Below are 26,503 nucleotides of genomic sequence, written 5' to 3' on the forward strand. Positions count from 1 at the left end.
AGTAAAATGAAGGTTGATTTAGACGGCATCTTTGCGAAGCGTTAACCGCATCCGCCAAGTCGTTGCCATCCATTGCCAATCAAAGGAGAAGATGATGAAAAAGGCGATTACCCTGCTGTTGCTGAGTACCCTGGCTGCCCCCGTGCTGGCGGATGAGTGTGCACTGGTCATCGAAGGCAATGATGCCATGCAGTACAACCTCAAAGAGATGAGCGTGCCGGCCACCTGCAAAGAGGTGACGGTCACCCTGAACCACACCGGCAAGCTGCCTGCTACCGCCATGGGCCACAACTGGGTGCTGGCCAGCACCGCCGACTATCAGACCGTGGCGACTGCCGGGATGAGCGCCGGTGCCGAGAATGACTATCTGCCCAAGGATGATCCCCGTGTACTGGCACACACCAAGCTGATCGGCGGTGGCGAGAGCAGCAGCGTTACCTTCAAGACCGACGGTCTGGCGGGCAAGGATCTCACCTTCTTCTGCTCCTTCCCCGGCCACTTCGCCATGATGAAGGGCGCCTTCAAGGTCAACTAAGGCGATAACCGGCATCGAGCCGGTTGCCTCAATAGCAAAAGCCGGGATTACCCGGCTTTTTCATCTCTGCTGTTTGTGTGGCCTGGCATGACATGGCTGCATGCCCGCCGACTTTCGCGCTATTTAGCCTGCAGGGTAAAGAAGGCGATGGCGGTCTTCTTCTGGCATTCGAAGTGAATGCTCTTTTCGCCGGTCACCACCAGCGTCTCGTTGATGGCCACTTCTTTGTCCTGCACGGTCAGCTGGCCGCTCAGCAGGTGACAGAGGTAGGTCTTCTCTGGCTCGAGGGTAAGGGTCAGCGGGAAGGGGAGGTTCAGTACCCGCACGTTGGCGCTGATGCGATCCGGATGGTAGATAAGCCCCAGATCGGTCACCTCTTTTTTCAGCAGCTCGCAGTGGGTCTCCTCATCGCCGCTAAAGTGCGCCGCCTCGAAGGTGGCGTAGGGGTGGCCGTTGAGCACAAAGCCAGCCCCGCTCACCGGCAGCAAAATGCGCTGATAGCCGGGAAAGGGGGAGAAGGGGCCCGCGCTCTTGATGGGGGCCGAGCTCAGTCGATAGTCAAAGTCGAGTTTGGCAAGGCTCGTCCCCTTGGGGGAGATGAGGATCTGGCTGGTGGTGCCCTGCTGGTTTTTCCAGGGCATCTTCTGGTGGTCAGACTCTTTAATCAGGGTGATCACGGGCACTTCCTCACGATGAAAAAACGCAGGGAGCCGAGGACATCAGCCCCGGCTCCCTGATAGAGATTGGCGATGGTAAAGGCGATCAGCCCTGACCATCCAGTGCGGCCAGCCGTGCTTCCATGGCGGCGAGACGGCTCTTGAGCTCGCTCACCTCCTGCTCCAGCTCGCTCAGGCGATCGGCGGCAGGGGAGGCATAGGCCGCAGCCGGAGCGGCATCCATCATCGCCTGAATATCCACTTCGCCGCTGAACAGGTGAGCGTAGCGGGATTCGCGCTTGCCCGGCTCGCGCGGCAGCTTGACCACGTAGGGGCCACGTTCGATAAGGGCGCCGAGCACCGCATCCACTTCGGTGACATCATCAAAGCTGCAGAGGCGGTTGGTGCGCGAGCGCAGCTCCCCCGGGGTTTGCGGGCCGCGCAGCAGCAGTTCACAGACGATGCCGAGCTCCTGGGCGCTGAATTTCAGCTCGCCAAATTCGGTGTTGCAGAATCTGTGCTGGTAGCGGGGTACCCGGGCGTTGAAACCGGCGGTGTTGACCACCAGCCGCTTGCGGATCAGCTCGTCCACCACGGCGCGGATATCGAGCTCGGAGAGCTCCAGCACCGGCTCGCGGTTGCTCTTCTGGTTGCAGGCGTTGACCAGCGCATTAAGGGAGAGGGGATATTGATCCGGGGTGCAGATCTCTTTTTCAATCAGACAGCCGATGACGCGGGCCTCCAGCGGGCCAAGTACTAACTCCATTTCCTACTCCCTTCCGAATCGAAACATCAAGAGCCCCTATCTTAGTCATGGCCCGCGCCGCGTCTAGCGTTGCGCGCCATTTTTGCGAGGTCATCAGGGGGTTGGCGAAAGGCTCGCCAACGCCGGAGGCATCCGGTTTTACTGCTGCTCCTGATAGAAGCGCGCCTTGTCGGCATACATGGCATCGTCTGCTACCCGACTCAGCTCTGCCAGCGGGGTCTGGTCGCTGCTGCTCCAGCCGATGGCAAAACGCAGCGGGAAGCTGTGCTCGCCATGCTGCACGATGGCGTGGTGCTGGCTTGCTTCCAGTCGGGCTGCCAGCCGCTGACTGGCAAGGTGATCGGCCTCCGCCAGCAGCACGAATTCGTCGCCACCGATGCGGAAGATCTTCTCATCCTGACGGCAGAGGGTGCGCAGCTGGCGAGCCATCTGGATCAGCAGGGCGTCGCCCGCCTCGTGCCCATACTGGTCGTTGGTGCGCTTGAGGCCGTTGAGATCGAGCATGAAGAGGGCTAGGTGGCGCTCGGGATGGTGCGCCAGCACCGCCTGATAGTGATGGAAGGCCTCTTCGAACGCCTGCCGGTTGGGCAGCCCGGTGAGGTTGTCGGTGCGGGCGACCCGCGCCAGCTCATCGGTAAAGAGTCGCCCCTCGATGCCCACCGCCAGCTGCTTGGCAAACAGCCGCAAGATGGCCCTGTCTTCGGACTCCAGCCCTTCGGCGCTCACCATCAGATAGCCAAACAGCACGCCGCTCTGGCTGCCGGGCAGGGTCATGATCTTCCAGAGCGTGTTATCCCACTGGCATTCGGAGTGTCTGATCTCTTCATCTATCAGCTGGGCCAGCTTCTCCTGCAGGGCATCCCGCAAGGGGGCATCCACCCCCTGGGTCAGGGAGTAGTGAGGCTCTCCGTCGCGGCGGATCACCAGCCCCCAGCGGTGGCCGGGATAGAGCTGGGAGAGCTGCAACAGGGCGGAGCTGGCCAGCTCGGCAATATCGATATCGAGCTGCTGGTGCAGGCCGAACTGCAGCCAGGATTGCAGGATATGGCGGCTGCGCTCCTCCCGGCTAAGGGCCGAGCGCAGGGCGGTCGTTTGCGAGGCCACCTCTTGCTCCAGCTCGTCGTTGAAGCCGAGCAGCCGCTGGTTGAACGCCTCTTTCTCGCTATTGGCGCGCTGCAGCTGTTCGTTTTGCTGGTAGAGCGCCCGCACCTGGGCCGAGATGGTGCTGGCCATCTCCTGCAGCAGCTGGCGCACCTCGTCGTACTCGACAAAGCGCAGCGGTGCCTGCTGTTGCTGGTAGTTGCCCTTGCCATAGCTGCGCACCAGCGCGGCCAGCGAGCGCAGCGGTCGGGTGAGCCAGCGGGTGAGCCAGACGCAGCCTATGGCTACCAGCAGCAACATGCCGACAATGCTGCCAGTCAGCAGCTGCTGGGATTTGTTGAGCTCGCTGACCCTGTCATCGCTGTAGCTGTAGAGGGTGATGGTGGGGGTGATCTCCTGCTCCAACTGGGGCCAGCCAATGACCAGGGGTTGCGCCATCTTGCTTGGCTCCCTGTCATCCATCGCGTTGGCGCTCTGGTGAGCCCCTTCGTAGAGACGGTTCTTGCCCTGAGAGATCACCAGATATTCGCTCCCCTTGAGATAGGGCTCCAGCAGTTGGGCCATCTGTCGCCAGGGGAGGATGGCCATCACGAAGCCTGAAGGGGTCTGCATCACCCCTGCGCGCTGGTGATTGCGATAGATGGGGGCCACCAGTGCCAGCCCGCCGCTGCGGTTCCGCTCCATATCGCCGACCAGCACGGGATCATCGACGGGCAGCAGCAGATGCTTGCCCTGTTTCGCCTCGCGGGTCTTGCTCCAGGCCATCAGCTGCGGCATCAGATTGCTCGATTCGAGGTGGGAAGCCTGGCCATTGATGTACTCCACCACCAGCCCCTTGTCATCGATGAGGTAGGCCGAGGTGAGCAGGCTGTTGGACTTGATGAAGGCGGCCAGTGCCAGTCGGGCATGGCTGGAGAAGAGGAAGTTGTCGAGGGCCTGATGGAGCACCCGATCCTGACTGAGCTGATTGATCTGGGTGCCGATCATCTCGCTGCGAAAGCGGGCTTCGCGGGTCATGCTGGTGAGGGCCCGCTCCAGCTGTGACTGTTCGCTCTGGGCGATGATCTGGTGCTGGCGGGTCAGCAGCACCACGCTGGCCAGCAGCGCCGGCAGCAGGGCCACGGTGAACAGGATGATGATAAGGGTCGGGCCGAGCCGAACGGTGCGATGGTTCATGGTGCTTTGACCTGCCGGTACTGCTGATCGGCCAGCTGTTGCATGTAGCGGGCGGTGTCGGCGGCACTGATCCCTTCTTTAAAACGTTCGAATCCTTTATCCATCGCTTGCCAAGCAATGGACATGGCGCTGTCGGAGGGCATGGGGGTGGTTAGGGTGAACTGTTCCAGCAGCACTTTTTCCCGAGGCGTGGGGTTGTGGCTGATGGTGGCAAAGGCCTGCTGATTGACCGGCAACAGTGCCCCCTGTCGATAGATGAACTGCTGAATATCCTGACGCTGGAGAAAGGCCATCAGCGCTTTGATGACGGGTTGCCGATCCTCATCGTCCATCGCCCAGCGGGAGGCGCCCATCACGTAGGCGCCGCTCATGGAGTGCATGGGGCGCGTCTGCCAGTGGGGCAGCAGGGCGACCCCCAGCTGATCCCCCATGTTTTTCACCAGATCATTGAAAGCCCAGTCTCCGTTGATGAGGTAGGCACTCTTGCCCTCGTTGAAGCGGGCGAGGGCAGCGTCATAGTCGCAGTCGGGATCGATCCACTGTTCGCTGGCGACGGTGCGGTAGGCCTCCAGTGCCTGCACCATGGCCGGGGTGTCGAGGGTGATGCGCCCTTCGGTCACCGGCGAGCCGCCAAAGGTGTGCAAAAAGGCGGCGAAGTAGTACATGTCGTGATAGGGCCAGCTGACGGGGTAGACCCCCTTGGCCTTGAGGGTCGGAGTGATGGCAGCCAGTTGCTGCCATTGGGTCACCGGCGCCGAGACCAGCTTCTTGTTGTAAAACAGCATCAGGTGGTTGCCCTGCATCATGGGCATGCCCCAGCGTTGGCTGTCTAGGGTGACATAACGCAGGGCGCTGGCCATCAGTGCGGGGGAAAACCACTCGGCGGGGAGGGGGGCGAGGGTCATCTGGCGATAGAGACCGATAAAGTCGGACGGGATCAGCATCAGATCGGGCAGCCCCCTGGCTTGCGCCGCCAGCAGGAGATCCGCCTTGATCTTGCCCGGTTCGATCTGGGTGACCCGCACGCTGTGGTTGCCTTCCTGATTGAAGCGGGCGATCACCTCGTCGATCACGTAACCGGCCTGCTGGGAGTGCCACAGCTCCAGCTCCGGCTCCTGAGCCCGCAGGGGCTGGTTCAATGCGAACAGGCAAAGCAGCAAGAGATGATAAAAGGATCGTTTTATGCTCATGTTACCATCACCGTTATACCTTGAATTCCAAAGGGAAATGTAACAAACAACCGGCAATGTCGGTAGGCACGGGCGCCAACTAATTGACTGAAACGACAAAAAGCCCGGCTCTTGGGCCGGGCTGGAGGATAAATTGCTTATCCGGGTATTCTTCGAGGCATCTAGTGTGGATGTTGTTTGAGGATGTCGTATATCTCCTCTTTCAGTTTGAGTTTCTGTTTTTTCAGATCCCTCACCTCGGCGCTATAGTCGCTGGCGTGATGCTTTTCCAACTTTCTAATCTCCGCATCCAGGTCGTTGTGCAAGTCAAACTTCTTCTGGAAATGGACATCACTGCTCTTAAGTTTCGAGATGAGTTCTCTGTACTCTGGGAACATGTAATGGAACCTCCTTGGTTTCGTTTGATTGTGCCTGTAAGACCAAAGCTACCCCTTAGTGCCGGGGATAAATGTGATCCTGATCGAATTTGGGGGCAATCATTTGGAGTATTTGGCGGGATATTTATAACTTGTTGAATCAAAACAAGATAAGTGATTTATCAATCTGAATGGTGCACAAAACTGTGCGGTAAGTCACAACAGGGGCGACGCTGGCGTGAGGGGTCAGGATCAACAAAGGGGCCGTGTGGCCCCTTTGTCTGGGTGCTGGCGACGTTACTGTTTTTCTTCGTCCGCCTGCTCTTTTTTCTTTTTCTTCTCGGGCAGTGGCTTGCCATCGCGGTGGATCACCTTGCCCGCTTCAAAGCCAATCTGGGCGGCCAGTTCTTCCAGATCCGCCGACTTGGCCTGATCCCCGATGGCATAGCGATAGTTGGCGATGCTCAGCTTGTCAGCCACCGGCGTGCCCGGGACGATTGGCTCACGCCAGCCCTGACCGATGTGGGCCACCAAGGTGCCGTTCATCAGCAGCTCGCCGACGATCTCCTGGGTCGGGTTGCCCTTGCCGTAGGTGAGACCCTGCGGGTGCTTCTTGCCGACCAGCGGCTCGTTGCTGGCGGGCATCAGCTTGGTGCGGATCAGCCACTTGGGCTTCTTGGTGTTGCCCACCGCCTTGCCGGTCTGGTACTCGTTGATCTTGATGGTCTTGATCATCTGGGCCATGAAGTCCTTGGTCAGCGCCTTCTGGGCGTCGCTGGTTTCATCGATGGCGATGGGGGCCACATACCAGGTCTGGGTGGCTTGAGCCTTGGAAGCGGCAGGGGCAGTTTGCGCCATGGCCAGGGGGCTGAGCAGGATGGCAGCCAGCAAGAGTCCTATCTTCTTCATTGTGATTCCGCTTTTGTTTCAACAAGAATTTTGTTTTGCCAGCGACGACTGCGCCAGCGCCAGAACATGGCCAGACCGCGCACCCACTCGTCGCAGGCCAGCGCCAGCCAGATACCGACCAGTCCATAGCCCTGCATGATACCGAGGAAATAGGAGAGTGGCACGGCAATTCCCCACATGGAGAGCAACGCCATGTAGAGGGGGAAACGGGCATCCCCGGTGGCCCGCAGGGCGTTGATCACCACCAGATTGAAGGTGCGGCCGGGCTCGAGGATAAGGCTGATAAGAAACAGCTGCGCCACCTGGGTGATGATGTCGGCATCATCGGTAAAGAGGCTGATGATGGTGCGGCCATTGAGGGCCGCCGCCACGGCGATGACGCAGGTGACCGCCAGCCCCAGCTTGAGGCTCTTGAGCAACTGTTGATAAGCGCGATCGAACTGTCTGGCCCCCGCCAGATGGCCGATGATGATCTCGTTGCCAAGGCCGATGGAGAGGCCAAACAGCAGGATAAACAGGCAGATCTGGAAGAAGTAGGACTGGGTCGCCAGCGCCTTGTCCCCCAGCAATCCGACAAAGGCGGTCACCACCATAAACTGCAGCATCCAGGAGAGGTTCTCCCCCGCCGCAGGCAGGCCGATATGGAGCACCTTGCCCAGCATCTCGCGGCTGGGGTGGACGATATCGCGCACCACCAGTCGAATGCCGGTCTTGCGGGCTACCAGCCACACCAGCAGCACCACGCCGACCAGTCGACCAGCGACCGTGCTGATGGCCACGCCAGCGACCCCCAGCTGGGGCAGGCCGAACCAGCCGTAGAGCAGCAGCAGGTTGCCGACGAAGGTGATGAGGTTGACGATCAGGGTCACATACATCGCCTGACGGGTGTGGCCGTGGGCGCGCAGGGTGGCCGCCAGACAGAGGGCCGCGGCCTCCGGCAACAGGCAGAGACCGATGATCTGCAAGTAAAGCGTCGCGTCGCTCATCAGGTTGGCGGGCAGGTTCATCAGCGCCAGCATGGTGCTGGCCCCCGCCATCACGCCGATGGCAGCCACCAGTCCGATCAGCAGGTTGAAGCCGATGGCGGTGTGGATCACCACCCGGCTCTTCTCCCGATCGCCCGCGCCCAGATACTGGGTGATCACCACGCTGGTACCGATGCTGACGAAGCTGAACAATGTGATGGCGAGATCGAACACCTGATTGCCGACCGCCAGCGCGGCCACTCCCTGATAGGAAACGTGACCCACCATGAAGGTATTGAGGGCGCCGGTTAAAAAGTGCAGGGCGAGATCGATAAAAAGCGGCCAGGTCAGCGCAAAGAGGGTGCCTGGGCCTGCGTGGGATTGAGATTGCATGGCATGTCCAACAGCTGGGAGGGCACGGGGGAGTGCCCTCTGGGGGCGCATTTAACACCAAGGTAAAGGCCGGTGCAATCCTTAGGGGATTGCCCGGCCAAGGGATCAGGCAGGCGTGGCACCCGCCTCCTGTTCGCTCGGCAGGGTGAGGCGCGCCGAGTCAGGCAGGGCATCATCCTGCGGCCAGTGGGAGCGGATGGCATCGGTAGTGCTCTCCACCACCGCATCATCCTTGAACACCGGCTCGCGATAGCAGCGGGTCAGGCGCAGCGCCTGATACATATCCGGGCAGAGGATGATCCCCTCATTGCCCACCCGCACGCCAGCCTGCTGTAGCCAGTGGGTCATCTGGCCGTGGCGACCCGCCATCACCATATGGATGCCGCGCCGTTTCAGCTCCTTGTGCAGCTCCCCCACCATGCTCATCACGCTGATGTCCTGATGGGTAAAGCAGGCGACCGCATCGATCACCAGACACTTGGGGGCTCGGGGATCCTGCACCAGCAGGGCCAGCACCCGCCGTTTGAAGTAGGGGGCGTTGAAGTAGGTCAGCGGCGAGTTGAAGCGATAGACCAGAATACCCGGGATCGCCTTGGCCTGTTCGTTGTCCCCCAGGGTGCGTACCACCCCCTCGTCATCCATGCCGAGCAGCTGATCGGTGGGGCGCATCACATTGCGCAGGAATTGGAACAAACCGAGCAAGACCGCGAGCGTGATCCCCGGGATCACCCCCATGGTGAGCACGCTGATAAAGGTGACCAATGCCAGCCAGAACGCGGAACGATCGGAGTTACGCAGTGCCCACAATCCGCGAAAGTCAGTGAGCGAGAGTGAGGCCATCACCAGCACCACGCCGAGGGCAGCGGTGGGAATGTATTTGAGCGGCGCCGTCAGATAGAAGGTGATGAGGGCGATCACCGCCGCGGCGATGATAGAGACCAGCTGGCTTTTGCCGCCGTTGGCGTCGTTGACCGCGGTACGGGAATCCGCCCCGCTGATGGCAAAGCCCTGAGAGACCGCGGAGGCGAGATTCGCCATACCGAGGGCGCGAAATTCCATGTCCGCGTCTATCTCGTAACCGTTCTTGGCGGCAAAGCTGCGGGCGGTCAGCATCATGGAGACGAAGCTCACCATGGCCAGGTTGAGCGCAGGCAGTACCAGTTCCCGCATCAGGCCGGGGGGAAATTCCGGCATCTGGAAGGTGGGCAGGCCGGAGCCCACCGCCCCCAATGTCGCAATATCAAACTGACCCAGATTGAAACCCCACACCAGCCCGGCGGTCACCACCATGGCGACCATGGAGGAGGGCCATGCCGGTTTGTAGCGCTTGGCCAGCAGCAGGGTGAGCAAGGCAACCAGGCTCATGGCCAGGGTCGGCAGGTGGGTCTGGGTAATGTAAGTGGTACCGTTGGCGATCCGCTCGATGAGGTAACGTTCGCTAAAGGTGAAGCCGAAGATTTTGGAAAGCTGGCCCACCATGATGGTGATGGCTACCCCGTTGAGCAGCCCCATCAGGATCGGGCGGGAGAGGAAATCCGCCAGCACTCCCAGCTTGAAGCGGCTGGCAATCAGGCACCAGAAGCCGGTCATGGCGGTCATGGTCATCACCAGTTGCCAGTGACGGGTCGGGTCGCCTGCGGCCAGCGGCGTCACCACGGCGGCTATGACCGCGCAGGTGGCGGCATCGGGGCCGACAATCAGTTGGCGGGAGGTACCAAACAGGGCGTAGACCAGCATGGGCAGGATGCAGGAGTAGAGGCCGACGATGGCGCCAACCCCGGCGAGTTCGGCATAGGCGATGGCGACGGGCAGCGCCACGGCCGCCACCGAGAGTCCGGCGCGAAGGTCTGGCATCAACCAGGCGCGCTGGTATTGCAGCAGGGCGGCGAGGCCCGGTAGCCAGCGTTCGAGAGAGAAGAAGTCGCGCATTATTTAACCCATTGAGTTACAACCAGCTTTTCCCATAGTGTGCCCAAGGTTATCGAAAGATTGCAATCAGGTTATGGCCAGTTTACCTGAAGGTCAGGCCAGATAGCCTGCCAGCGTTTCTCCTTGATGCGCTGGGTAAAAATCTGTTTGTCCTGGCGACATCTGGGGTTGGCACTCACTTGCAGCGACCAGTTGATGGCAAAGCCGTAGGGGGCGAGCCACTCAAACTCGCCATCCCGGGTGAGGCGCACGCCGATACAGGTCGGCACTTCGACCCAGTGGCTCAGCGCCTCCAGACTGCTGGCAAACGGTGCTACCAGCTGCCGCGTGTGCATGCGGGCCTGATTGCGCACCTCCCACTGCTGACCCGGCAGCCGTTTAGCCAGCCAGGCTTCGTGTTCCGCCTCGGCCAGCCCTTGCGGATCGTTTTTATCGAGATAGATCAGGTCGATGTCGTTGAGCGGGGTGGGCACCGCCTTGTGGTGAAGGTGATCCCAGATGAGGTTGCGGATAAAACCGGCTCCCAGCGCCCAGTCGGGCAGATTGAGCTCGGCGGCGGCTTGCAGGCAGGCCATCCGCTGCGGATCAGCCCGAAGCAGGGCTTCGGTTTTGGCTTGGTATTGCTGTTCTAGGACGGTGTTCAGAGGTTCAGTTGTTGGCATTGCGGCGTAACCAGACATCAATGTAACGGCAGCTCGGCACTATAGTGAGCCCCTCCGCCTGAGTCCAGTTGAAGAAGGCGCGCGCCAGCTGATCGGCAATCCCCTGTACCCGCAGCTCGGGAGGGACGAAGGTGCTGTAGGCGTCGATGGTTTTGGCATCGAGCCGCCGGTAGCGCAGTCTCGACTCCTTCCCCTCCACCATACAGATAAACTGCTGCTGGTTGGCCTGATGAATGATGTCGCTCATGGTGGGCACCTCTGGCATAAAGTTGGGTCTCTCGGCACAACATAACTGTTAGCCAAGGTATAGAACAGATAGTGGATGATGTATCGATTGTTATCAGGATTATTGAGCCAGCTCTTGCTCTCTGACTTTTATCTTGGCACGAATCGATGTGGCAATAATCTGCACGTTTGGAAGAGGTAAAAATGGACACGGTAATGTTGAAAGTTACCCGGAAGGTGTTGGCTCAAAGTCAGAAAAGCCCAGATCAGCGGCAGATTTCGGTTTCCGATGCATCCAGCCCTGAACTCAAGGCTCTGTTTGAAACGGCAGGGAAAAATAGAAAAATTCGACTCTTGTTGGCCAAGAGCCTCTCTTTATGGATGGGGAATACGGGGGCTATTTGGTATAGCCACAACCAAGATAACCAAGGGGATTTTGAGCGACTCTTTACATTGTTGGCGCACCATCCCGATGCGCCATTCCAGTTTATTTGTGAGGTTGCGGCCGACTAGTCACTAGGCCCAGGCCCGCTCCAGCAGGGTAAGTAACTGCTCACGGTCGGCGTCCTTGCGATTGAACAGCATGGCGCCGTCGTTGAGCGCCAGATCGCGTATCTCGGTCAGTAGCGAGCGATCGCTCACCCCCGCTTCGCTCATGGTGCGCGGCAGCTTGACCGCCTGCCACAGGGTGTCGCGCAGGGTGCGAATGGCTGTGATGGTCGCCTCCGCTCGCTGGTGGGCCGGAGTGGCGGCAAAGCGCTCGGCCCCCACCAGCGGCAGCAGCAGGCGGGCCAATTCGCCATCCACCTCGGGACGGTTGTAGTCGAGCACGGTGGGCAAAAAGAGGTTCATGCACAGCCCGTGGGGCAGATGGCAACGGGCCCCCAGGCTGTGGCCGAGGGCGTGCACCAGCCCGACCATGGAGTTGGAGAAAGCCATGCCAGCTAGCGTTGAGCCTTCTGCCAGTTGCAGCCGCAGCTGTTTGTTCTGCGGATCGTGGATGATTTGCGGCAGGGCGCTGGCGATTTTCTCCACCGCCATCAGGGCCAGCGCATCGCTCACCGGATTCTTGGCGGTGCCGATAAAGGCCTCGATGGCATGGGTCATGGCATCCATGGCGGTGGCGGCGGTGATATTGAGGGGCAGCCCCTGGGTCAGGCGCGGGTCGAGCACCGCCAGCTGGGGCAGTAGGAAGGGGGAGGTGAAGGGCACCTTGCGCCCGCTCGCCTCATCCTTGATCACCGCCACCAAGGTGACTTCTGATCCTGTGCCCGCCGTGGTGGGCACCACCGCCAGCGGCTTGAGGGGACGAGTCAGGCAACCGGCGCCCGAGTAGTCGAGCAGATGTTCGCCACCCATGGAGGTGAGAATGTTCACCGCCTTGGCGGTGTCGATCACCGAGCCGCCCCCCAACGCCACCAGACTGTCGCAGTCGAGCTCGCGATAGCGTTTGGCGATCCGCTCTACCACAGCGGTGGAGGAGTCGGCCGGGATCTCGTCCCAGATGGCGGCAACCGGCAGATCCCCCTCGGCCAGCACATTGGCAAGCAGGGTGGCAAGACCGGTGGCATTGACCCCCTTGTCGGTCAGCAGCAGCGGGCGACGCGCCCCGAGGCTGGCCAGCTCGCTGGCCAGCTGCTCCAGCGCCTGTTCACCGGCCAGCAGTTTGACCGGGCAGAAGAAATCGTAATAGCGGCTCATTTCAAGGCTCCTTGCGCGTTAGCCGGTCACCAGACCCAGATAGATGTTGCAGGCCCGGCCGAATTTGTTGGTCGGGACGGGATAGTGGCGCAGCAGGGGCCGCGCGATAAAGGCGGGCAGGATCAGGGATTGCATCTGCTCAAGCCCCCGCACCAGTTGCATGGCGACGGTCAGATCCCCCTCCACCAGCAGCCGGTTTTCACCAAACGCCTGATTGACCCCGAGCCGAAAGCTCAGGGTGCGAAAAGCGATATTGGGGTGCTTGAAGCGCACCCGCAGTGGATGAATGGTGGCATGAGGGGCGACCGGCGCGCCGGGATACCAGCGGCCACCCTGCTTGTGCATGTTCATGGCGTAGCCGATGCCGCCCACTTCGAGGCGGATCGCCAGCCCGTCCGGCAACGGCGCCAATTCGCGACGTACCGCCTCGTCGGTGCGGGCGGCGCGGCAGAGGGTGCGACCCACCACCCAGAGCAGGGTGATGATCCAGAGGTGGCGGCCAAGGGCGGCCGCAGATTCAAACATCCTTGTTTGCATGGGGATTGGCTCCTGAGATGGCTGACCAGAACAGGGCGAACGCACTGGCTTGCCAGTAGTCGTCCTCTCCCAGCTCCGGTTGATCGACAAACAGTGATGCGCAGGCGAGGAACTGGCCCTGACACACCTCCAGCAACAGTGGCGCGGGAGCCTGCATCAGCTCGCCGCTGGCCTGCCCCTTTGCCAGCAGGGCGGGCAGAAAACGCAAGGCATCGTTCAGGATCTGGCTGCGGGCCGGTCTGGCCAGCAGCGGGGAGTGAAAGAAGCCCAGCACGAATTTGAGTTCATTGGGGTTAGCCAGCATCCACCTCATCGCCAGCTGCCAGTAGTGGCGGGTCTGGTCGTACAGCGGCAGGGTGGGGTCTGCTTCATGGATGGCGGCCCCCATCCGGGTTTTCACATCCTGATAGAGCTGGAGGATCAGCGCCTCCTTGCTCGGAAAGTGGTGGAACAGGGTGCCGTTGGCCACCCCGGCCGCTTTGGCGATACGGGCGGTGGCGGCCCCCTGCAGGCCATCTTCGGCGCAGAGGGCGAGGGCGGCATCCAGGATCTGGCGGCGCTTGTCGGTCATGGCTGGTGGCGGTGGGCTGGTCTGATCCATGGTCATCTCCATCAGCGCAGGAAGAAGGCCATCATCAGCTTCTGGATCCAGCTGTGGTAGGGGGGATGGATCAGGGAGCCGGTGGTGAACTTGCCGCGGGTCAGCACGGTTTTCGCCTTGGAGAAGGTAAGGAACCCCTCGTGGCCGTGGTAGTGGCCCATGCCGGAGGCGCCGATGCCGCCAAACGGCACATCGTCGGCGGCCACCTGAAACAGGCTCTCGTTGATCGCCATGCCGCCGGAGTGGGTCTCCCGGGTCACTCGCGCCTGCAACTGGGGGTCGAAGCTCATCAGATAGAGGGCCAGCGGGCGGGGCCGCTCGGCCACATAGGCGAGCGCCTCCTCCAGCGTGTCGTAGGGGATGAGCGGCAGCAGCGGGCCGAAGATCTCCTGCTGCATCACCTGACAATGATGGGGCACCCCGGTCAGCAGGTGGGGCACCAGCAGGCGACGCTGGTCGTCGCGGGCAGGGCTGCCACAGGGGTGGAGTTCGGCACCCGCCTGCTCGGCCTCATCCAGCCAGTTGACGAGGCGCTGATACTGGCGATCGTTGATGATGGCGCCGTAGTCGGCACTATTGAGCCCCTGCGGGTAGAGCTTGCTGAAGTGGCTGCGATAGGCGGCGATAAAGTGCCCCACCTCGCTGCGGGGCAGCAGCACATAGTCGGGGGCGACGCAGATCTGCCCGGCGTTGAGGCTCTTGCCGAAGATCATCCGCTCGACCGCGGTGGCCACCGGCATGTCGGGGGCGATGAGGCAGGGGCTCTTGCCACCCAGCTCAAGGGTGAGCGAGGTGAGCTGGGGTGCCGCCGCGGCCATCACCAGCTTGCCCACCATGGTCGAGCCGGTAAAGAGCAGGTGATCGAACGGCAGCGAGCTGAACGCGGCCGCCATCTGGGCATCCCCCTCGATGATGGCGATCTCGTGCTCGTCAAACACGCTGGTGAGCATGGTGCGCAGCACGGCATTGGTATGGGGAGTGAATTCGGAGAGTTTCAGCATCGCCCGGTTGCCCGCCGCGATGGCAGTGATGAGGGGGCCAAGGCTCAGCATCACCGGAAAGTTCCACGGCACTATGATGCCGACCACCCCGAGCGGCTGGAAGTGCACCTCGACCCGGGCGGGGGCCAGCAGCAGGCCGGTGTGGCGGCGGTGAGGCTGCATCCAGCGCTTGAGCCGTTTCTGGGTGTAGTTGATCTGCATGATGCAGGGCAGCACATCGGCGATCAGGCTGTCGTAGTGGCTGCGCTGGCCATAATCCGCTGCCAGCGCCTTGCACAGCTCTCCCTTGTGGGCGAGCAGCGCCTGTTTGAGTTTGGTCAGTTGTGCCCGGCGCTCGGCCAGGGTGGGCATGGGGTGAGCCAGACTCGCCCGCTTGAGCCGTGCCAGCTGATCCGGCAGGGACAGCTTGATGGCGAGGATATCCTCAGGAGTGTGTTGAAGCTGCGCCGCACCCATGTTGTTCTCCGCATGAAAAATGACCGACTGATTAGTCGGTCTGAATGTAGCTGTTTGTTACCGGAATGTAAAGCTGGCAAGCTCTCTCCCGCTCACCGCGAGCTGGACGCAAGAGAGAACTGTGTGCGTCCCCACACTTTTGTAGTTTGCTCGTTGGTGACTTATCTAATAAGGGGTAGTTTTTGGCTATTAACCTACAAGGAGTGAGCACTATGACCAGGGAACTGAACAGCTTGTTGGCCCGGCTTGAAGATGTGGTTGAGCGGATGCCGGATTGCTTCAACACCTATGAGTTCGCCCAGAAGCTGGCGCTGCAATATCAGCCGGAGTTTTTTGCCGCGGGCCACTCTCTGGCCGAGCACGAGGGCAAGGTGTTGCGGGTGCTGCACCAGAAGATCGCCGAGGCGCTGGCGGGCAGCGAGGTGGTGATTGAAGGGGCTCTGCTCCCTTGTGTCACTCCCTGGGGGGAGAAGGCGACCTCACCGCGCTGGCATCGCAAGCACTGAGGATACGGTCAGGCAGATTAGTGCCAGATAGCAGATAACGAATAACGATGAGTGGCGCGGCGCTGGCAACAGGGCCGCGCCGTTTTTTGTGCAGATTGTCGCCAGCAGCGCCCCCGCTGCCTGGAGCAAAGGCCCGGTCTGTGATCCCATGCCGGGATACGGGGGCGTCAGCCGGGTAGACTCTCCCTTTTGTCGCAGGGTTTGTCACCGTAGGAATTTCTCATGACCCATAAAATCATTCTGGATACCGACCCGGGTATCGACGATGCCATGGCCATCCTGTTTGCCGAGGCCCACCCCGCCATCGAGCTGCTCGCCATCACCACAGTTTTTGGTAACGCCACCATCGACAATGGCACCCGCAACGCCCTCTGGCTCAAGCAGAAGTACGGCATGAAGGCGGATGTGGCCAAAGGCGCTGCCACCCCGCTGCTGCGCGAGCCGGTCGGCCCCACCACCATAGTCCACGGCCCGAGCGGCTTTGGCGACATGGAGGCGGGGGAGGTGACTATCGCTCCGGATCCTCGCCCCGCTTGGCAATATATTGTCGAGGCGGTGAAAGCCGCGCCGGGGGAGATCACCCTCGTCACTATCGGCCCGCTGACCAATCTGGCGCTGGCGCTGCAACAGGCGCCCGAGATTGTCTCGCTGGTAAAACAGGTGGTAGTGATGGGGGGCACCTTTGGCGTCAACGGCCATCGCGGCAACGTCACCCCCTATGCCGAAGCCAATATCCACGACGATCCCGATGCCGCCGACCGGGTCTTTACCGCCGATTGGCCGGTAGTGATCATCGGGCTGGATGTGACTCAGCAGAGCTTCTTCAGCAGCGCCTATCTGGATGAGCTCAGGGACAAGGCGGGGGAGCCGGGCCGCTTCCTGTGGGATGTCAGCCGCTTCTACCTGCGCTTCTACTCCGAGAAGCTGGGGCTCTCCGGTTGCCATGTCCACGACCCGTCCGCCATCGCCTATGTGATTGATCCGACCCTCTTTACCCTGCGGGAAGGGCCGGTGCGGGTGATCACCAGCGGCCCGGCCATCGGCCACACCCTGCAAAAGTTCGATGGCAAACGCCACTCCCACGATGACTGGGCAGCCTATCGTCCGCAGCAGGTCGGGGTGGCGGTGCGCGATGAAGCCTTGCTGGCGCTCTATCGCGAGACGCTGGTGGGTTGGGGCAAGGATTGCTGAGCAAAGGGGCGGTATTACGTTGAGGCGGGGGCTGTGATCGGCGCCAAACAATCGGAACGCACGGCCGCTTATACTGCCTTATATCAAGAGCTTGGGAGGGATGAAGATGGCCTGGATTTCCTTGATAGTGGCGATTGCGCTGATCTGGTGGTTGATGAAGCTGGGGCGTGGCGCCCTGTTCGAGATCCGTCTTGCACCTGGCAAGGTAGTGGTCAAGCAGGGCAAGGTGTCCCCCGCCTTTATTGAGCATGCCAAACAGATCCTGCGCCACGACACGGTGCGCGGTCGCATTGTGGGGCAGCGCGATGGCGATGGTGTAAAGCTGATCTTCTCCCGCTCCATCCCCGAGCCGGTGGCCCAGCGTTTTCGCAATATCTTCCCCTATGGCGATTACCGCCAGCCAACGGCGCCACTGCCGGGGCCAAAATCCCGCAAGGGATAAGCACCGGAACCTGTTTCATCAATAGCAAACGGGCCTCCAGTGGAGGCCCGTTTTTTATGGCACTTGGCCAAGAGAGAGCTGACAGCCCTTACTCTTTACCGTGCAGCTCGCGCTGGGCCTTGACCGCCGCCGCCTTGACGGCGGTCCCTTCATTGCCCCAGGAGGCGCGCAGGGTGTTGACCAGCTCGGCGAGCCGCTCATCATCCATGGTCCAGCCATAGCCCGGCATGTGGTAACCCAGATGGCCGTGGGTGACCGGTGTTTCGGCACCGTGCAGCAGCACGTTGATCAGGCTCGACGGATCGCTCGCCAGCACGGTGCGGTTGTTCACCAGCGAGGGGATGACATGGTCATTGCCCTGGCCGTTGACCCCGTGACAGGTGGAGCAGTACATGGCGTAGTCCGCCTTGCCGCTGGCACTGGCGTAGGCGCGGGCCCCTTTCTCCGCCACCGGTTCATCTTTCAGATCGGTCAGATAGGTGGCGATGCTGGCCAGATCGGCGTCGCTGAAATACTGGCTGCTGTGAGTGATCACTTCCCCCATGGGGCCCGCGACCGCTTCATGCTGGCTGCGGCCGGTTTTCAGCAGGTCGATCAGCGCCTGCTTGCTGTAACGACTGCCGCGAATATCGGGGGCATACCAGCCATCCAGCGCCGCACCGCTCAGGTAGACGGGATCCGCCTCGGTCAGCGCTTTCTCCTGCATGCCAAGCCCGCGCGGAGTGTGGCAGCTGCCGCAGTGGCCGGCACCCTGCACCAGATAGGCGCCGCGGTTCCACTCTTCGCTCTTGCCTGCGACCGGAGTGAAGCGGCTGTCATCGTGGTAGACCCAGTTCCAGCCCATCAGCGGCCAGCGCATGTTGAGGGGCCAGGGGATGTCGCTCTCCTTGTTGGCGATGGCCAGCGGCTGCACCTCCTTCATCAGGTAGTGATAGAGATCTTCGAGATCCTTATCGCTCATCTTGGCGTAGGCGGTGTAGGGCATGGCCGGATAGAGGCGATGGCCATCGCGGGCCACCCCTTCACGCATCACCTTGATGAACTCCGGCAGGCTGTAGTTGCCGATACCGTGGGTCTTGTCGGGGGTGATGTTGGTGGCAAATACGGTGCCGATGGGGGTCGGGAATCCTTTGCCGCCCGCCAGCGGCTTGCTGGTTTCGCTGGTGTGACAGGCGGCGCAATCGCCCAGCTTGGCCACGTATTCCCCCGCCGACATGGCGGGGGCTGCGTTGGCGGCAAGGGCGGGCAGGGCCAGCAGCAGGGCGCTGGCGGTCAGTGACAGGGCGCGGCTCATTGGGCACCTCCCTTGCTCATGGCTACCAGCTCGTTGACGGCGCGCCACGCTTCGTCGATGGCGGCGTGGGCGTAGGGGCTCCAGCCTGCATCCGAGTTGGCGATGGTGATGTTGCCGATCGGCTGGCGACCCAGTTCAATCCATTTTTCGCACTGCGCTTCGTCATCAAACAGGGTGTTGGTGACATAGGAGTAACCGTGAGACCAGCGGTTGACCGTGATGGCGAGGATATCCTGCTCATGGTTGAAACCGGCGCTGCCGAGCATCCCCTGCAACTGCTCGCGGATCATCTGTTCATGCTGCTCGAACGGCATGCCGAGGATCATGGCGCGCCCCTTGCGGGACTGCTCGCGGGCCGAGAGGCCGCTGCCCGGCAGGGTCGGCACATAGACCATGTGCAGGCACATGGGCTGATCCGGGCTCTTGGGATGCTCATAGCCGCCGAGGTTGACCGGATAGTCGAGCTTGACCCGACTGTAGGGGGCTGCGGGGGAGTAGACCTCGTGCACCCCGAGCTTGACGAAGGCTTGCCAGTTCTTGATCACCACCTTGGTGTAGACCAGCGGCGCCTTGGCGTTCTGGCGCAGCGCCTCCTTCTGGGGCTCCGGCATCTCGGGCACCATGTAGGGGATCATCATGTTGTAGCCCGCCATGACTGACTGCTTGGCCCGTACCCGATGCAGTTTCCCCTCCTTGATGTAGGTGACGTCCACCGCCAGCTTGCCATCGGCGAGGCGCACGTTTTTCGCCTGCAGCGCCGTGCTGCCAAGACGCAGCTGCACCTTGTGCTCCGGCAGGTCGAGCTTGCTGTAGTCAAACTTGGCCAGCACCACATCCTGCATGGTGTGACCCGGTGCCACCTGCGGGATCAGCTTGCGCACCATCAGGCGAGTGAGCCCGGCGTTGCCATCGGGGAAATGGAAGATATACGGATCGTCCAGCTCCGCCTGCTCCTCGGCATCCAGCGGCGTCAGATTGAGGCCATCGAAGCCCGGCAAGGCGCAGAGGCGCGCATCGGCGCAGGCGGTGGCGTCGATGCCGACCGCCTGGAAGTCGTTGGTGCGCTGTTGGAAGTAAGTGATCGCCCGCTCGCTCAGGCCCACTTTATCGCGCAGGAAGGTGGTGTAGCTGTTGCGGGTGATCCACTCGTCCTGCTGCTCGCGGGTCATGCCGCTCAGGTAGTCGATCTTCGCTTCGTGCAGGGCCAACAGGGCGGCCTTGTCGGCATCATCGAGGGGGAAGTCACCGATAAATTCTGCCAGTGGGCGGCCGTTCAGGCGATCGCGCGGGATGTCATCCGCCACGTTGTGGCCCGGATCGCCGTTCACTATCTTGTTGACGCCAAAGTGCTTCTCGTCGAAATAGACGCCGCGGCTCAGCCCCAGATCCGGATAGAAGGTCTGCTGGAAACCGGCGGCCAGCTCGTCGATATTGACCTCCAGCGCCTTGAGCAGACCGAGTGCTACCGGGCTGTAGACCGAACGCGGTGATTGCAGGGATTCACTGCCGCCATAACCCAGACGCAGGCCATCGGGAGTGGTGAACTCGTTGCGCTTGGCGTGGCCGCCAAAGTCGTCGTGGTTGTCGAGCAGCAGGATCTTTTTATCCGCGCCGAGCAGTTGCTGATAGAAGCAGGCTGCGGCCAGACCGCTGATCCCGGCGCCGACGATCACCAGATCGTACTCCCCCTCGAGGGGAATATTGGCAAAATCATACTGCTTGCCGTCACGGGCGATGCTGTGGGCCGGTTCGAAGGAGCCCGGGTGGTTGCCACGCAGGCCGGTGAGGGCGGGCGGGTAGGCCAGGGTTTTATCCGCCAGCGTGCTGCCGCCTTCGGCAGCCTTGAGCAGATTGATGGGGGCGACGCCTGCCGCAATGGTGATGGCAACGCCGTTGAGAAAATCTCTGCGTGTAATACTCATGGCTATCCCTGTGTTAGGAGAAGTAATGAATAAGTGGATTCATTATGGGAGGGAGACACAGATCCTGTTCAGGATTGGGCGCCGAATCTACCGTTATCCTCACGCTGAGTCCATACGATTGCTAATGGATTATTAAGCACCATTTTCCTGCTTGTGACGAGAGTGATGCGCTGATGGGGATGATTTGCCCTGTTGCAGGGGCGCAGCTCTCCCCGGTTCGGGCCGGTCAATCATTGCCGCCGCTGATTAGTTTGGGAGGCGTTCGGGCATCCTTGTCGACTCGGGGGGATGATCGCGTTAAGCTCTTAACTACTTGTTTTATCGACTCTCTTTTTACTCACAGGCGTAACAGCCATTCTGGAGGCGCAATGAACTGGTATATCTCGGTCCTCAAGCAATATGCGGTATTCAGCGGGCGGGCCCGCCGCACCGAATACTGGATGTTTGTGCTGTGCAACGTCATCGTCATGCTGTTGCTCGGCATGGTGGACAAGCTGATTGGCGGCGACAAGGAGCTGATCAGCTCGATCTATTCGCTGGTGGTGCTGCTGCCATCGCTGGCGGTGGCGGCCCGTCGTCTGCACGACACCGACCGCAGCGCTTGGTGGCTGCTGCTCGGGCTTATCCCCATTATCGGCACCCTGGTGCTCATCTACTTTATGGTGTGCAACGGCCAGCAGGGGCCGAACCGCTTCGGTGACGATCCCAAAGCAGCCCCCTCGCAGGGCTTTATCGTCAGCTAACGGGCGCAGCTCAGCCAATAATCGGCCAATAAAAAGAGAGGGAGGCATCATGCCTCCCTCTCTTTTTCGTGTTGATGGCCGATCAACGCTCAATCAGCGGGGCGGAGCGGTAGCTCCACATGCCGTAGGTGCGCAGGGCGTCGCGGTAGATGCCGAGCAGCTCGCTCTCGCTCGGGGTGGCCAGCTCCTCGAGGGGCTTGTCGGGGTAGCTGATGCTCGCCACCTTGATGTTGGCCGGGCCAATCTGGTCGCAGGCGATTTCCAGCACCGTCTGACCGCGGCGAACATGGCTGGCGGAGCTCACCAGCACCGCATAGTCAATCTGGTGGCGGGCGAGGGCATAAGCGCTGTAGAGGGCGTTATCCACCGTGCTGGTGGCGTAGTTCTCTTCAATCAGGCGGCTGCGGTCGATGCCGTGATTGGCCAGCCAGTCGGCCATCAGCTTGCCTTCGGTCTGGCGGTTCTGCGGCACGCCGCCGGTCAGGATGATCAGCGCCTCCGGGTCGGCCTTGGCCAGCGTCAGAGTGGTTTGCAGGCGGCCCAGCAGGATCTTGTCCATGCTGCCATCGGGATTGAGGGCGTAGCCCAGAGTGACGATGGCGCGTTTGCCCTCCCTGGTGGCCTTGAGCTGATCCTCGGTCAGTTCGGTCTGCAGCGGGGCGGCGGTGATCCGCTGCACCCGGGCTATGATCTCCTCCAGATCGGCGGCGCGGCCGCCGTTGCGATCCGCCACTTTCGCCAGATAGCTGCGGGAGGCCTCCTTGTTGCCCTTCACTAGCTGCCAGATGGCGAGATAGCTGTTGATGTCGAGATCATCGGGGGCGACGGCCAGCGCCTGCTCCAGCAAGGTGATGGCGCGGCTCAGGTTGCCGTTGTAGATCTGGGCGTTTGCCGCCGAGATCAGCAGGTCGGTGCGGTAGGGCTCAAGCTGGTAGGCGGCCAGCAGCCGCTCGGTCACCAGCTCCATATTGCTCGGCATCTTGGCGGTAAAACCGGCATGGGAGATCTTGGCTGGCGACTTGTATATCTGCAGCGCTTCGCCGAGCAGCATGTCCACTGCCTGCCGTTTGCTGACTAGGGTATTGAGGTCATGCTCCATCTGCATCGAACTCTCGGCCGCCTGCAGGGCGAGGGGAGAGAGCGCCAGCAGGCCGCCGAGGGTCAGGGCAAGAAGGGTCTGTTTCATCAAAAGGTCCTCTGTCGGGCTGAATCGCGTCGTGGCGCAGCGGTTTACGGGCCGATGCGACGAGGCAAATGTGCGTCAATTCAGTCTGTTAGTGCCAAAGAGGGGGCAATATAGCAGCTAACGGCGCGGCAAACTGTGAGTCGGGGCGGGTCGTCGGGTGATGCCACACTAGTGGCCGCAAAAATGGCCGCAACAGTGGCCGCAAAGGGTCAGCAGCCATCTGAAAAGGGCAGGGGGAGCGAACCTCCCTCTGCTGCGAGGGGCGTTGGCCCCTTCCTCTATCGCGGTTCAAGATAGATGGGGTGTCAATCTATCTTCTGGTGAGTGTTCGCGATCAGTTCCACATCGGGGAGACGCGGGCTTCCAGCGTCTCTTGCTGCTCTTCGGGCATATCGCTGAAGAAGTTGAGCTGGGTCTGCTCCTCCACCTCACGCACCGAGACCCGGTAGTCGGCGATCTGGCTGATGGGCACCTCTTGCTGCGGCATGATAAAGGCGATGGCCTGCAGTTTGGCCGGGTCCATCACGATCTTGTAGTAGGCACTCGGGATCGCCACACCCTGACCGATGGACTCTTCAGAGCCGGTAAAGATGGGGCCGGTGATCACCTGCACATCCTTGCGGGAGACCGCCCACTTGTTCACCTTCTCCTCCAGCACGCGCCACGCCTTCTGGTTGAGCACCCCGATCTGCGGTGTCATGTTGCTCAGCAGGAAGCTCTCTTTCATGGTGTTCTTGTTCGATTTCATGTCTCCCGCCGGAGCCTGATGGCCACGGTCGTAGCCCGAGCCCTTGTAGTCGGAGAGGGTGGCGCGGTAGGCAACCGGGATCTCCCTGTCCTCGGCGAAGGCATCCTTGCGCGGCACTGTGCCCTGTGCGCTCTGGGCAGTCATCCGGTAGGAGACCCAGTCCGCCACCTTGTAGTCGTAGTTGTAGCCGACGGCATACCCTTCCCGGCAGAGCTTCTGATCCGATTCGGAGGGGAGGCCAAAGCGCACGTGCTCGCCGCACTCCCAGTGGGCCGCCAGCAAGGGGGTGGCAGTGAGGGTGAGGGTAACAGCCAGAACCAATTTATTGATTTTTATCATTTTTGTGATGCTCCAGTTTAGTAGGCGGAGCCATTTGACATGAGATCTGACCAGCGCTTCAATTGCTGTTTTTTTACACGTCACCGTTCTGTGACGGCTCGCCAAGATCCGTGATGTGACTGGTTAATATGTTTTAAATCAGTGGCTTGGTCGGTGGGATGATATGCGGTTGTTCGGCAGGCAACGAAAAGGGGCCCGTGATGGGCCCCTGAATGGTCATCATCTCAGCAGTAGCAGAGAGGTACGGGTGGTTTTCAGCATCCCCGTGGTGGTGCTACCTACGATGAACTGCCTGATCCGTGAGTGGCCGTAAGCCCCCATCACGATAAGGTCGCTGCCCACCTCGGTGGCATGCAGGCAAATTACCGGCACCACCTCTCCTTGCAGCAGCCTGGCTGTTACCTTGATGCCCGCACTTTTCAACACCTGCTTGGCCTGTGCCAGCTGGCGTTCGTGCTCGTCACCCGGTTCGGCAACCATCACCAGATCACACTCAAGCCCCTTGAGCAGCGGGCTGCTTGCGATCAACTCCAGCACCTTCTTGGCGGTCGGGCTGGCGTCATAGGCAAACAGGAAGCGGCTTGGCGCCTGAAAGCCCGGCTGTACCACCATGATGGGGTTGGCCAGAGTGCGGATGACGCTCTCGATATGGCTGCCAATCAGCTCGTGGGCATGGGGCGTGCCCTGCTTGCCCATGATCAACATCCGCATACCGGATGAGAGCTCCTGGGTTGTCTCTACCAGCTGGCCGTGGCGTTGCAGGGTCTCGACTCCTGTCATCCCCAAGTCGGCAAGATACGCCTTGCCGCCGTTGAGCAGCATCCGTCCCTGTTCATGGGCGAGGCGGCTGCGTTGGTGATCCAGCTCGGCTAGCTCCTTGAGCAGCTGCTCGCGACTGCCAAGTCCGATGTTGCCAGAGAGATCGCTCTCTCCTTCAAACTCGTTCTTTTCCAGTACGTGCAGCAGGGTGACGGGTAACCCGGTGTTGGTAGCGGCCCATGCCGCCGCATCGCACACCGCTGTCATGGCCGGAGAGCCATCGATACAGGCAAAAATGTTTGTCATGATGAATTCCTTTTTGTGATCAGTGGCCAGCCAGCAGCTTTTCAACTTCTTCCGGTTTGTCGTGCACACCAAAGCGGTCAACGATAGTGGCGCTCGCCTCGTTCAAACCAATCAGCTCCACGTCGGTGCCCTCACGGCGGAACTTGATGACCACCTTGTCCAGTGCGGTGACGGCGGTGATGTCCCAGAAGTGGGCGTGGGTGAGGTCGATCACCACTTTCTCTACCACCTCCTTGAAGTCAAATCCGGCAAAGAACTGCTCGGCACTGGCGAAGAACACCTGGCCCCGAACCTGATAGGTGCGTACCTCGCCATGGCGCTCGCTGTCGCTCTTGACCAGCATGAAGCGGGCAACTTTATTGGCAAAGAACAGGGAGGCGAGCAGTACCCCGACAAATACCCCGTGTGCCAGGTTATGGGTAGCGACGACCACAGCCACTGTTGCCACCATCACGATATTGGTGGAGAGCGGGTGCTTTTTGAGATTGCGCAGTGAATCCCAAGAGAACGTGCCGATAGAGACCATGATCATCACGGCTACCAGGGCCGCCATGGGTATTTGGCGGATCCACTCATCCATGAAGACCACCATCAGGATGAGCAGGGTGCCAGCCACAAAGGTAGATAGGCGGCCACGGCCACCGGATTTGATGTTGATGATGGACTGACCAATCATGGCGCAGCCCGCCATGCCACCCATCAGGCCCGCACCAATATTGGCGATCCCCTGGCCCTTGCACTCGCGATTGCGGTCGCTGCTGGTATCGGTCAGGTCATCGACTATGGCCGCCGTCATCATGGATTCGAGCAGCCCGACCACGGCCAGACCTGCGGAGTATGGGAAGATGATCGCCAGCGTCTCCAAATTGAGCGGCACCTCGGGCCACAGGAAGATGGGCAGGGTATCGGGCAGCTCGCCCATGTCGCCCACGGTGCGGATATCGATGCCCATGGTGATGGCGACTGCCGTCAGGATGACGATGCAGAGCAGCGGAGAAGGCACTAGCTTGCCTACCACCGGAATAAGCGGGAACAGATAGATGATGCCAAGGCCTGCCGCCGTCATGGCGTAGACCTGCCAGGTGACGTTGGTAAGCTCTGGTAGCTGGGCCATAAAGATGAGGATCGCCAACGCATTGACGAAGCCGGTCACCACCGAGCGAGAGACAAACCGCATCAGGCTGCCGAGCTTCAAGTAACCCGCCGCGATCTGGAGTATTCCGGTGAGCAGGGTGGCCGCCAGCAGATATTGCAGACCATGCTCTTTGACTAGGGTCACCATCAGGAGCGCCATTGCGCCTGTGGCTGCCGAGATCATGCCTGGACGACCGCCGACAAAAGCGATGACCACGGCGATACAGAAGGAGGCGTAGAGGCCGACCTTGGGGTCAACGCCAGCGATGATGGAGAAGGCGATGGCTTCCGGGATCAGCGCCAGCGCCACCACGGTGCCGGCCAGCAGATCGGCACGGATGTTGGAGAACCACTCTTGTCTTGCACGTTCCAGCATGGGGGGATTTTCTCGCTTGTTCGAGATCCACAGCACAACGCATCCACTGACCAAGGGGTCAGATGGCGTTCGGGCAGGATCGGATTGTTGTATTGGTAAGTGACGGATGAACAAAAACGCTCCGGTTGTGATAACCAGAGTCAGGCGGCAGGTGCCGCGAAGGGCGGGGTTATGGCGGCGTTACAGTCACGCCAGTATGCGTCTTGATCATAAGGCCGCGGATAATAGCAGAGCCTTGCCGGAGGCGGTAGCCCATCTGTTCGTTTACATCTGATCGATGGGCCAAAGCTGCGTGCGGTTGCACTCAGAGGTGAACAGTGGCGGACTCCCTAATGATGAGTCGGTCGATGTTGGCAATAAGAAAAGGGGCCCGCGATGGGTAATGCCGATCAGTTAAG

General features: G+C 61.0%; 26 protein-coding genes. 6 read left to right on the forward strand and 20 right to left on the reverse strand.

Annotation, left to right across the window (positions count from 1 at the left end; genetic code table 11):
- Positions 1-94: 94 nt before the first annotated feature.
- Positions 95-535 carry an azurin gene (azu, locus tag BN1115_RS09615; protein WP_042656977.1) on the forward strand — a complete coding sequence of 147 codons (441 nt, stop codon included), beginning with the start codon at positions 95-97 and terminating at the stop codon, positions 533-535.
- Between the two features lie 119 nt (positions 536-654).
- On the opposite strand, the gene BN1115_RS09620 is transcribed toward azu, so the two are convergent.
- From BN1115_RS09620 to BN1115_RS09665, 10 genes are all read right to left on the reverse strand, one after another.
- Complete coding sequence (locus BN1115_RS09620) at positions 655-1,212, reverse strand: HutD family protein (RefSeq protein ID WP_042656978.1); 558 nt, start codon at positions 1,210-1,212, stop codon at positions 655-657.
- Between the two features lie 85 nt (positions 1,213-1,297).
- Positions 1,298-1,957, reverse strand: coding sequence for a YceH family protein (locus tag BN1115_RS09625; RefSeq protein WP_042057879.1), 660 nt, complete (start codon positions 1,955-1,957; stop codon positions 1,298-1,300).
- Positions 1,958-2,095: 138 nt separating this feature from the next.
- Positions 2,096-4,234: a GGDEF domain-containing protein gene (locus BN1115_RS09630; RefSeq protein ID WP_042656979.1), complete on the reverse strand. Its 2,139-nt coding sequence runs from the start codon at positions 4,232-4,234 to the stop codon at positions 2,096-2,098.
- Positions 4,231-5,424 (reverse strand): sugar ABC transporter substrate-binding protein, encoded by a 1,194-nt coding sequence (locus BN1115_RS09635; RefSeq protein ID WP_042656980.1) that lies wholly within the window; start codon positions 5,422-5,424, stop codon positions 4,231-4,233. The genes BN1115_RS09630 and BN1115_RS09635 overlap by 4 nt, the downstream gene beginning before the upstream one ends.
- A gap of 161 nt (positions 5,425-5,585) precedes the next feature.
- Positions 5,586-5,801 carry an HP1242/YdcH family protein gene (locus tag BN1115_RS09640; protein ID WP_042057872.1) on the reverse strand — a complete coding sequence of 72 codons (216 nt, stop codon included), beginning with the start codon at positions 5,799-5,801 and terminating at the stop codon, positions 5,586-5,588.
- Positions 5,802-6,077: 276 nt separating this feature from the next.
- On the reverse strand, positions 6,078-6,689 hold the full coding sequence (locus tag BN1115_RS09645) for a hypothetical protein (RefSeq protein ID WP_042656981.1): 612 nt from the start codon (positions 6,687-6,689) through the stop codon (positions 6,078-6,080).
- The gene (locus BN1115_RS09650; protein WP_042057867.1) at positions 6,686-8,047 is read right to left on the reverse strand and encodes an MATE family efflux transporter; all 1,362 of its coding nucleotides are present in this window, start codon (positions 8,045-8,047) and stop codon (positions 6,686-6,688) included. Before BN1115_RS09650 ends, BN1115_RS09645 begins: the two co-directional genes overlap by 4 nt.
- Positions 8,048-8,152: 105 nt before the next feature.
- Positions 8,153-9,976, reverse strand: coding sequence for a SulP family inorganic anion transporter (locus tag BN1115_RS09655; protein WP_042656982.1), 1,824 nt, complete (start codon positions 9,974-9,976; stop codon positions 8,153-8,155).
- A 71-nt stretch (positions 9,977-10,047) separates the two neighbouring features.
- Positions 10,048-10,638 (reverse strand): nucleotidyltransferase family protein, encoded by a 591-nt coding sequence (locus tag BN1115_RS09660; RefSeq protein ID WP_042656983.1) that lies wholly within the window; start codon positions 10,636-10,638, stop codon positions 10,048-10,050.
- Positions 10,625-10,885, reverse strand: a complete 261-nt coding sequence (locus BN1115_RS09665; protein ID WP_005337747.1) for a GNAT family N-acetyltransferase — start codon at positions 10,883-10,885, stop codon at positions 10,625-10,627. Before BN1115_RS09665 ends, BN1115_RS09660 begins: the two co-directional genes overlap by 14 nt.
- A gap of 194 nt (positions 10,886-11,079) precedes the next feature.
- On the opposite strand from BN1115_RS09665, the gene BN1115_RS09670 reads away from it, so the two are divergent.
- Entirely contained in the window at positions 11,080-11,376 is a 297-nt protein-coding gene (locus tag BN1115_RS09670) for a hypothetical protein (RefSeq protein ID WP_128821643.1), read from the forward strand.
- A 3-nt stretch (positions 11,377-11,379) separates the two neighbouring features.
- Here the strand turns inward: BN1115_RS09670 and BN1115_RS09675 are convergent, their stop codons facing one another.
- From BN1115_RS09675 to BN1115_RS09690, 4 genes are read right to left on the reverse strand one after another with little or no spacing between them, the layout of a single operon-like run.
- Complete coding sequence (locus tag BN1115_RS09675; protein WP_042656985.1) at positions 11,380-12,564, reverse strand: iron-containing alcohol dehydrogenase; 1,185 nt, start codon at positions 12,562-12,564, stop codon at positions 11,380-11,382.
- A gap of 18 nt (positions 12,565-12,582) precedes the next feature.
- Positions 12,583-13,101, reverse strand: a complete 519-nt coding sequence (locus BN1115_RS09680; protein ID WP_042057858.1) for a hypothetical protein — start codon at positions 13,099-13,101, stop codon at positions 12,583-12,585.
- Positions 13,082-13,702 (reverse strand): TetR/AcrR family transcriptional regulator, encoded by a 621-nt coding sequence (locus tag BN1115_RS09685; RefSeq protein ID WP_042656996.1) that lies wholly within the window; start codon positions 13,700-13,702, stop codon positions 13,082-13,084. Before BN1115_RS09685 ends, BN1115_RS09680 begins: the two co-directional genes overlap by 20 nt.
- A gap of 11 nt (positions 13,703-13,713) precedes the next feature.
- Entirely contained in the window at positions 13,714-15,159 is a 1,446-nt protein-coding gene (locus tag BN1115_RS09690; protein ID WP_042656986.1) for a coniferyl aldehyde dehydrogenase, read from the reverse strand.
- A gap of 212 nt (positions 15,160-15,371) precedes the next feature.
- Between BN1115_RS09690 and BN1115_RS09695 the strand changes: the two genes are divergently transcribed.
- The 3 genes from BN1115_RS09695 (at position 15,372) to BN1115_RS09705 (ending at position 17,298) form a co-directional block, all read left to right on the forward strand.
- On the forward strand, positions 15,372-15,665 hold the full coding sequence (locus tag BN1115_RS09695) for a hypothetical protein (protein WP_042656987.1): 294 nt from the start codon (positions 15,372-15,374) through the stop codon (positions 15,663-15,665).
- A gap of 222 nt (positions 15,666-15,887) precedes the next feature.
- Complete coding sequence (locus BN1115_RS09700) at positions 15,888-16,856, forward strand: nucleoside hydrolase (RefSeq protein ID WP_042656988.1); 969 nt, start codon at positions 15,888-15,890, stop codon at positions 16,854-16,856.
- Between the two features lie 106 nt (positions 16,857-16,962).
- The gene (locus BN1115_RS09705) at positions 16,963-17,298 is read left to right on the forward strand and encodes a DUF3634 family protein (protein ID WP_005353195.1); all 336 of its coding nucleotides are present in this window, start codon (positions 16,963-16,965) and stop codon (positions 17,296-17,298) included.
- Between the two features lie 88 nt (positions 17,299-17,386).
- Here BN1115_RS09705 and BN1115_RS09710 read toward each other — a convergent pair whose 3' ends face one another.
- Positions 17,387-18,592 (reverse strand): c-type cytochrome, encoded by a 1,206-nt coding sequence (locus BN1115_RS09710; RefSeq protein ID WP_042656989.1) that lies wholly within the window; start codon positions 18,590-18,592, stop codon positions 17,387-17,389.
- Entirely contained in the window at positions 18,589-20,514 is a 1,926-nt protein-coding gene (locus BN1115_RS09715; protein WP_042656990.1) for an NAD(P)-binding protein, read from the reverse strand. The genes BN1115_RS09710 and BN1115_RS09715 overlap by 4 nt, the downstream gene beginning before the upstream one ends.
- Before the next feature lie 368 nt (positions 20,515-20,882).
- Between BN1115_RS09715 and BN1115_RS09720 the strand changes: the two genes are divergently transcribed.
- Positions 20,883-21,257, forward strand: a complete 375-nt coding sequence (locus BN1115_RS09720; protein WP_042656991.1) for a DUF805 domain-containing protein — start codon at positions 20,883-20,885, stop codon at positions 21,255-21,257.
- Between the two features lie 82 nt (positions 21,258-21,339).
- On the opposite strand, the gene BN1115_RS09725 is transcribed toward BN1115_RS09720, so the two are convergent.
- From BN1115_RS09725 to BN1115_RS09740, 4 genes are all read right to left on the reverse strand, one after another.
- Complete coding sequence (locus BN1115_RS09725; protein ID WP_042656992.1) at positions 21,340-22,443, reverse strand: YdcF family protein; 1,104 nt, start codon at positions 22,441-22,443, stop codon at positions 21,340-21,342.
- A 334-nt stretch (positions 22,444-22,777) separates the two neighbouring features.
- Complete coding sequence (locus tag BN1115_RS09730; protein ID WP_042656993.1) at positions 22,778-23,530, reverse strand: DNA/RNA non-specific endonuclease; 753 nt, start codon at positions 23,528-23,530, stop codon at positions 22,778-22,780.
- Between the two features lie 219 nt (positions 23,531-23,749).
- Entirely contained in the window at positions 23,750-24,595 is an 846-nt protein-coding gene (locus BN1115_RS09735; RefSeq protein ID WP_042656997.1) for a universal stress protein, read from the reverse strand.
- A 19-nt stretch (positions 24,596-24,614) separates the two neighbouring features.
- Entirely contained in the window at positions 24,615-26,105 is a 1,491-nt protein-coding gene (locus BN1115_RS09740) for a SulP family inorganic anion transporter (protein WP_042656998.1), read from the reverse strand.
- Between the last annotated feature and the right edge of the window lie 398 nt (positions 26,106-26,503).

The organism is Aeromonas allosaccharophila, assembly GCF_000819685.1.
GTDB lineage: Bacteria > Pseudomonadota > Gammaproteobacteria > Enterobacterales > Aeromonadaceae > Aeromonas > Aeromonas allosaccharophila.

Coding starts and splice junctions, on each gene's coding strand:
- azu (WP_042656977.1), top strand. CDS start 95: ATGAAAAAGGCGATTACCCTGCTGTTGCTGAGTACCCTGGCTGCCCCC.
- BN1115_RS09625 (WP_042057879.1), bottom strand. CDS start 1,957: ATGGAGTTAGTACTTGGCCCGCTGGAGGCCCGCGTCATCGGCTGTCTG.
- BN1115_RS09630 (WP_042656979.1), bottom strand. CDS start 4,234: ATGAACCATCGCACCGTTCGGCTCGGCCCGACCCTTATCATCATCCTG.
- BN1115_RS09635 (WP_042656980.1), bottom strand. CDS start 5,424: ATGAGCATAAAACGATCCTTTTATCATCTCTTGCTGCTTTGCCTGTTC.
- BN1115_RS09640 (WP_042057872.1), bottom strand. CDS start 5,801: ATGTTCCCAGAGTACAGAGAACTCATCTCGAAACTTAAGAGCAGTGAT.
- BN1115_RS09645 (WP_042656981.1), bottom strand. CDS start 6,689: ATGAAGAAGATAGGACTCTTGCTGGCTGCCATCCTGCTCAGCCCCCTG.
- BN1115_RS09650 (WP_042057867.1), bottom strand. CDS start 8,047: ATGCAATCTCAATCCCACGCAGGCCCAGGCACCCTCTTTGCGCTGACC.
- BN1115_RS09655 (WP_042656982.1), bottom strand. CDS start 9,976: ATGCGCGACTTCTTCTCTCTCGAACGCTGGCTACCGGGCCTCGCCGCC.
- BN1115_RS09660 (WP_042656983.1), bottom strand. CDS start 10,638: ATGCCAACAACTGAACCTCTGAACACCGTCCTAGAACAGCAATACCAA.
- BN1115_RS09665 (WP_005337747.1), bottom strand. CDS start 10,885: ATGAGCGACATCATTCATCAGGCCAACCAGCAGCAGTTTATCTGTATG.
- BN1115_RS09670 (WP_128821643.1), top strand. CDS start 11,080: ATGTTGAAAGTTACCCGGAAGGTGTTGGCTCAAAGTCAGAAAAGCCCA.
- BN1115_RS09675 (WP_042656985.1), bottom strand. CDS start 12,564: ATGAGCCGCTATTACGATTTCTTCTGCCCGGTCAAACTGCTGGCCGGT.
- BN1115_RS09680 (WP_042057858.1), bottom strand. CDS start 13,101: ATGCAAACAAGGATGTTTGAATCTGCGGCCGCCCTTGGCCGCCACCTC.
- BN1115_RS09685 (WP_042656996.1), bottom strand. CDS start 13,702: ATGGATCAGACCAGCCCACCGCCACCAGCCATGACCGACAAGCGCCGC.
- BN1115_RS09690 (WP_042656986.1), bottom strand. CDS start 15,159: ATGGGTGCGGCGCAGCTTCAACACACTCCTGAGGATATCCTCGCCATC.
- BN1115_RS09695 (WP_042656987.1), top strand. CDS start 15,372: ATGACCAGGGAACTGAACAGCTTGTTGGCCCGGCTTGAAGATGTGGTT.
- BN1115_RS09700 (WP_042656988.1), top strand. CDS start 15,888: ATGACCCATAAAATCATTCTGGATACCGACCCGGGTATCGACGATGCC.
- BN1115_RS09705 (WP_005353195.1), top strand. CDS start 16,963: ATGGCCTGGATTTCCTTGATAGTGGCGATTGCGCTGATCTGGTGGTTG.
- BN1115_RS09710 (WP_042656989.1), bottom strand. CDS start 18,592: ATGAGCCGCGCCCTGTCACTGACCGCCAGCGCCCTGCTGCTGGCCCTG.
- BN1115_RS09715 (WP_042656990.1), bottom strand. CDS start 20,514: ATGAGTATTACACGCAGAGATTTTCTCAACGGCGTTGCCATCACCATT.
- BN1115_RS09720 (WP_042656991.1), top strand. CDS start 20,883: ATGAACTGGTATATCTCGGTCCTCAAGCAATATGCGGTATTCAGCGGG.
- BN1115_RS09725 (WP_042656992.1), bottom strand. CDS start 22,443: ATGAAACAGACCCTTCTTGCCCTGACCCTCGGCGGCCTGCTGGCGCTC.
- BN1115_RS09730 (WP_042656993.1), bottom strand. CDS start 23,530: ATGATAAAAATCAATAAATTGGTTCTGGCTGTTACCCTCACCCTCACT.
- BN1115_RS09735 (WP_042656997.1), bottom strand. CDS start 24,595: ATGACAAACATTTTTGCCTGTATCGATGGCTCTCCGGCCATGACAGCG.
- BN1115_RS09740 (WP_042656998.1), bottom strand. CDS start 26,105: ATGCTGGAACGTGCAAGACAAGAGTGGTTCTCCAACATCCGTGCCGAT.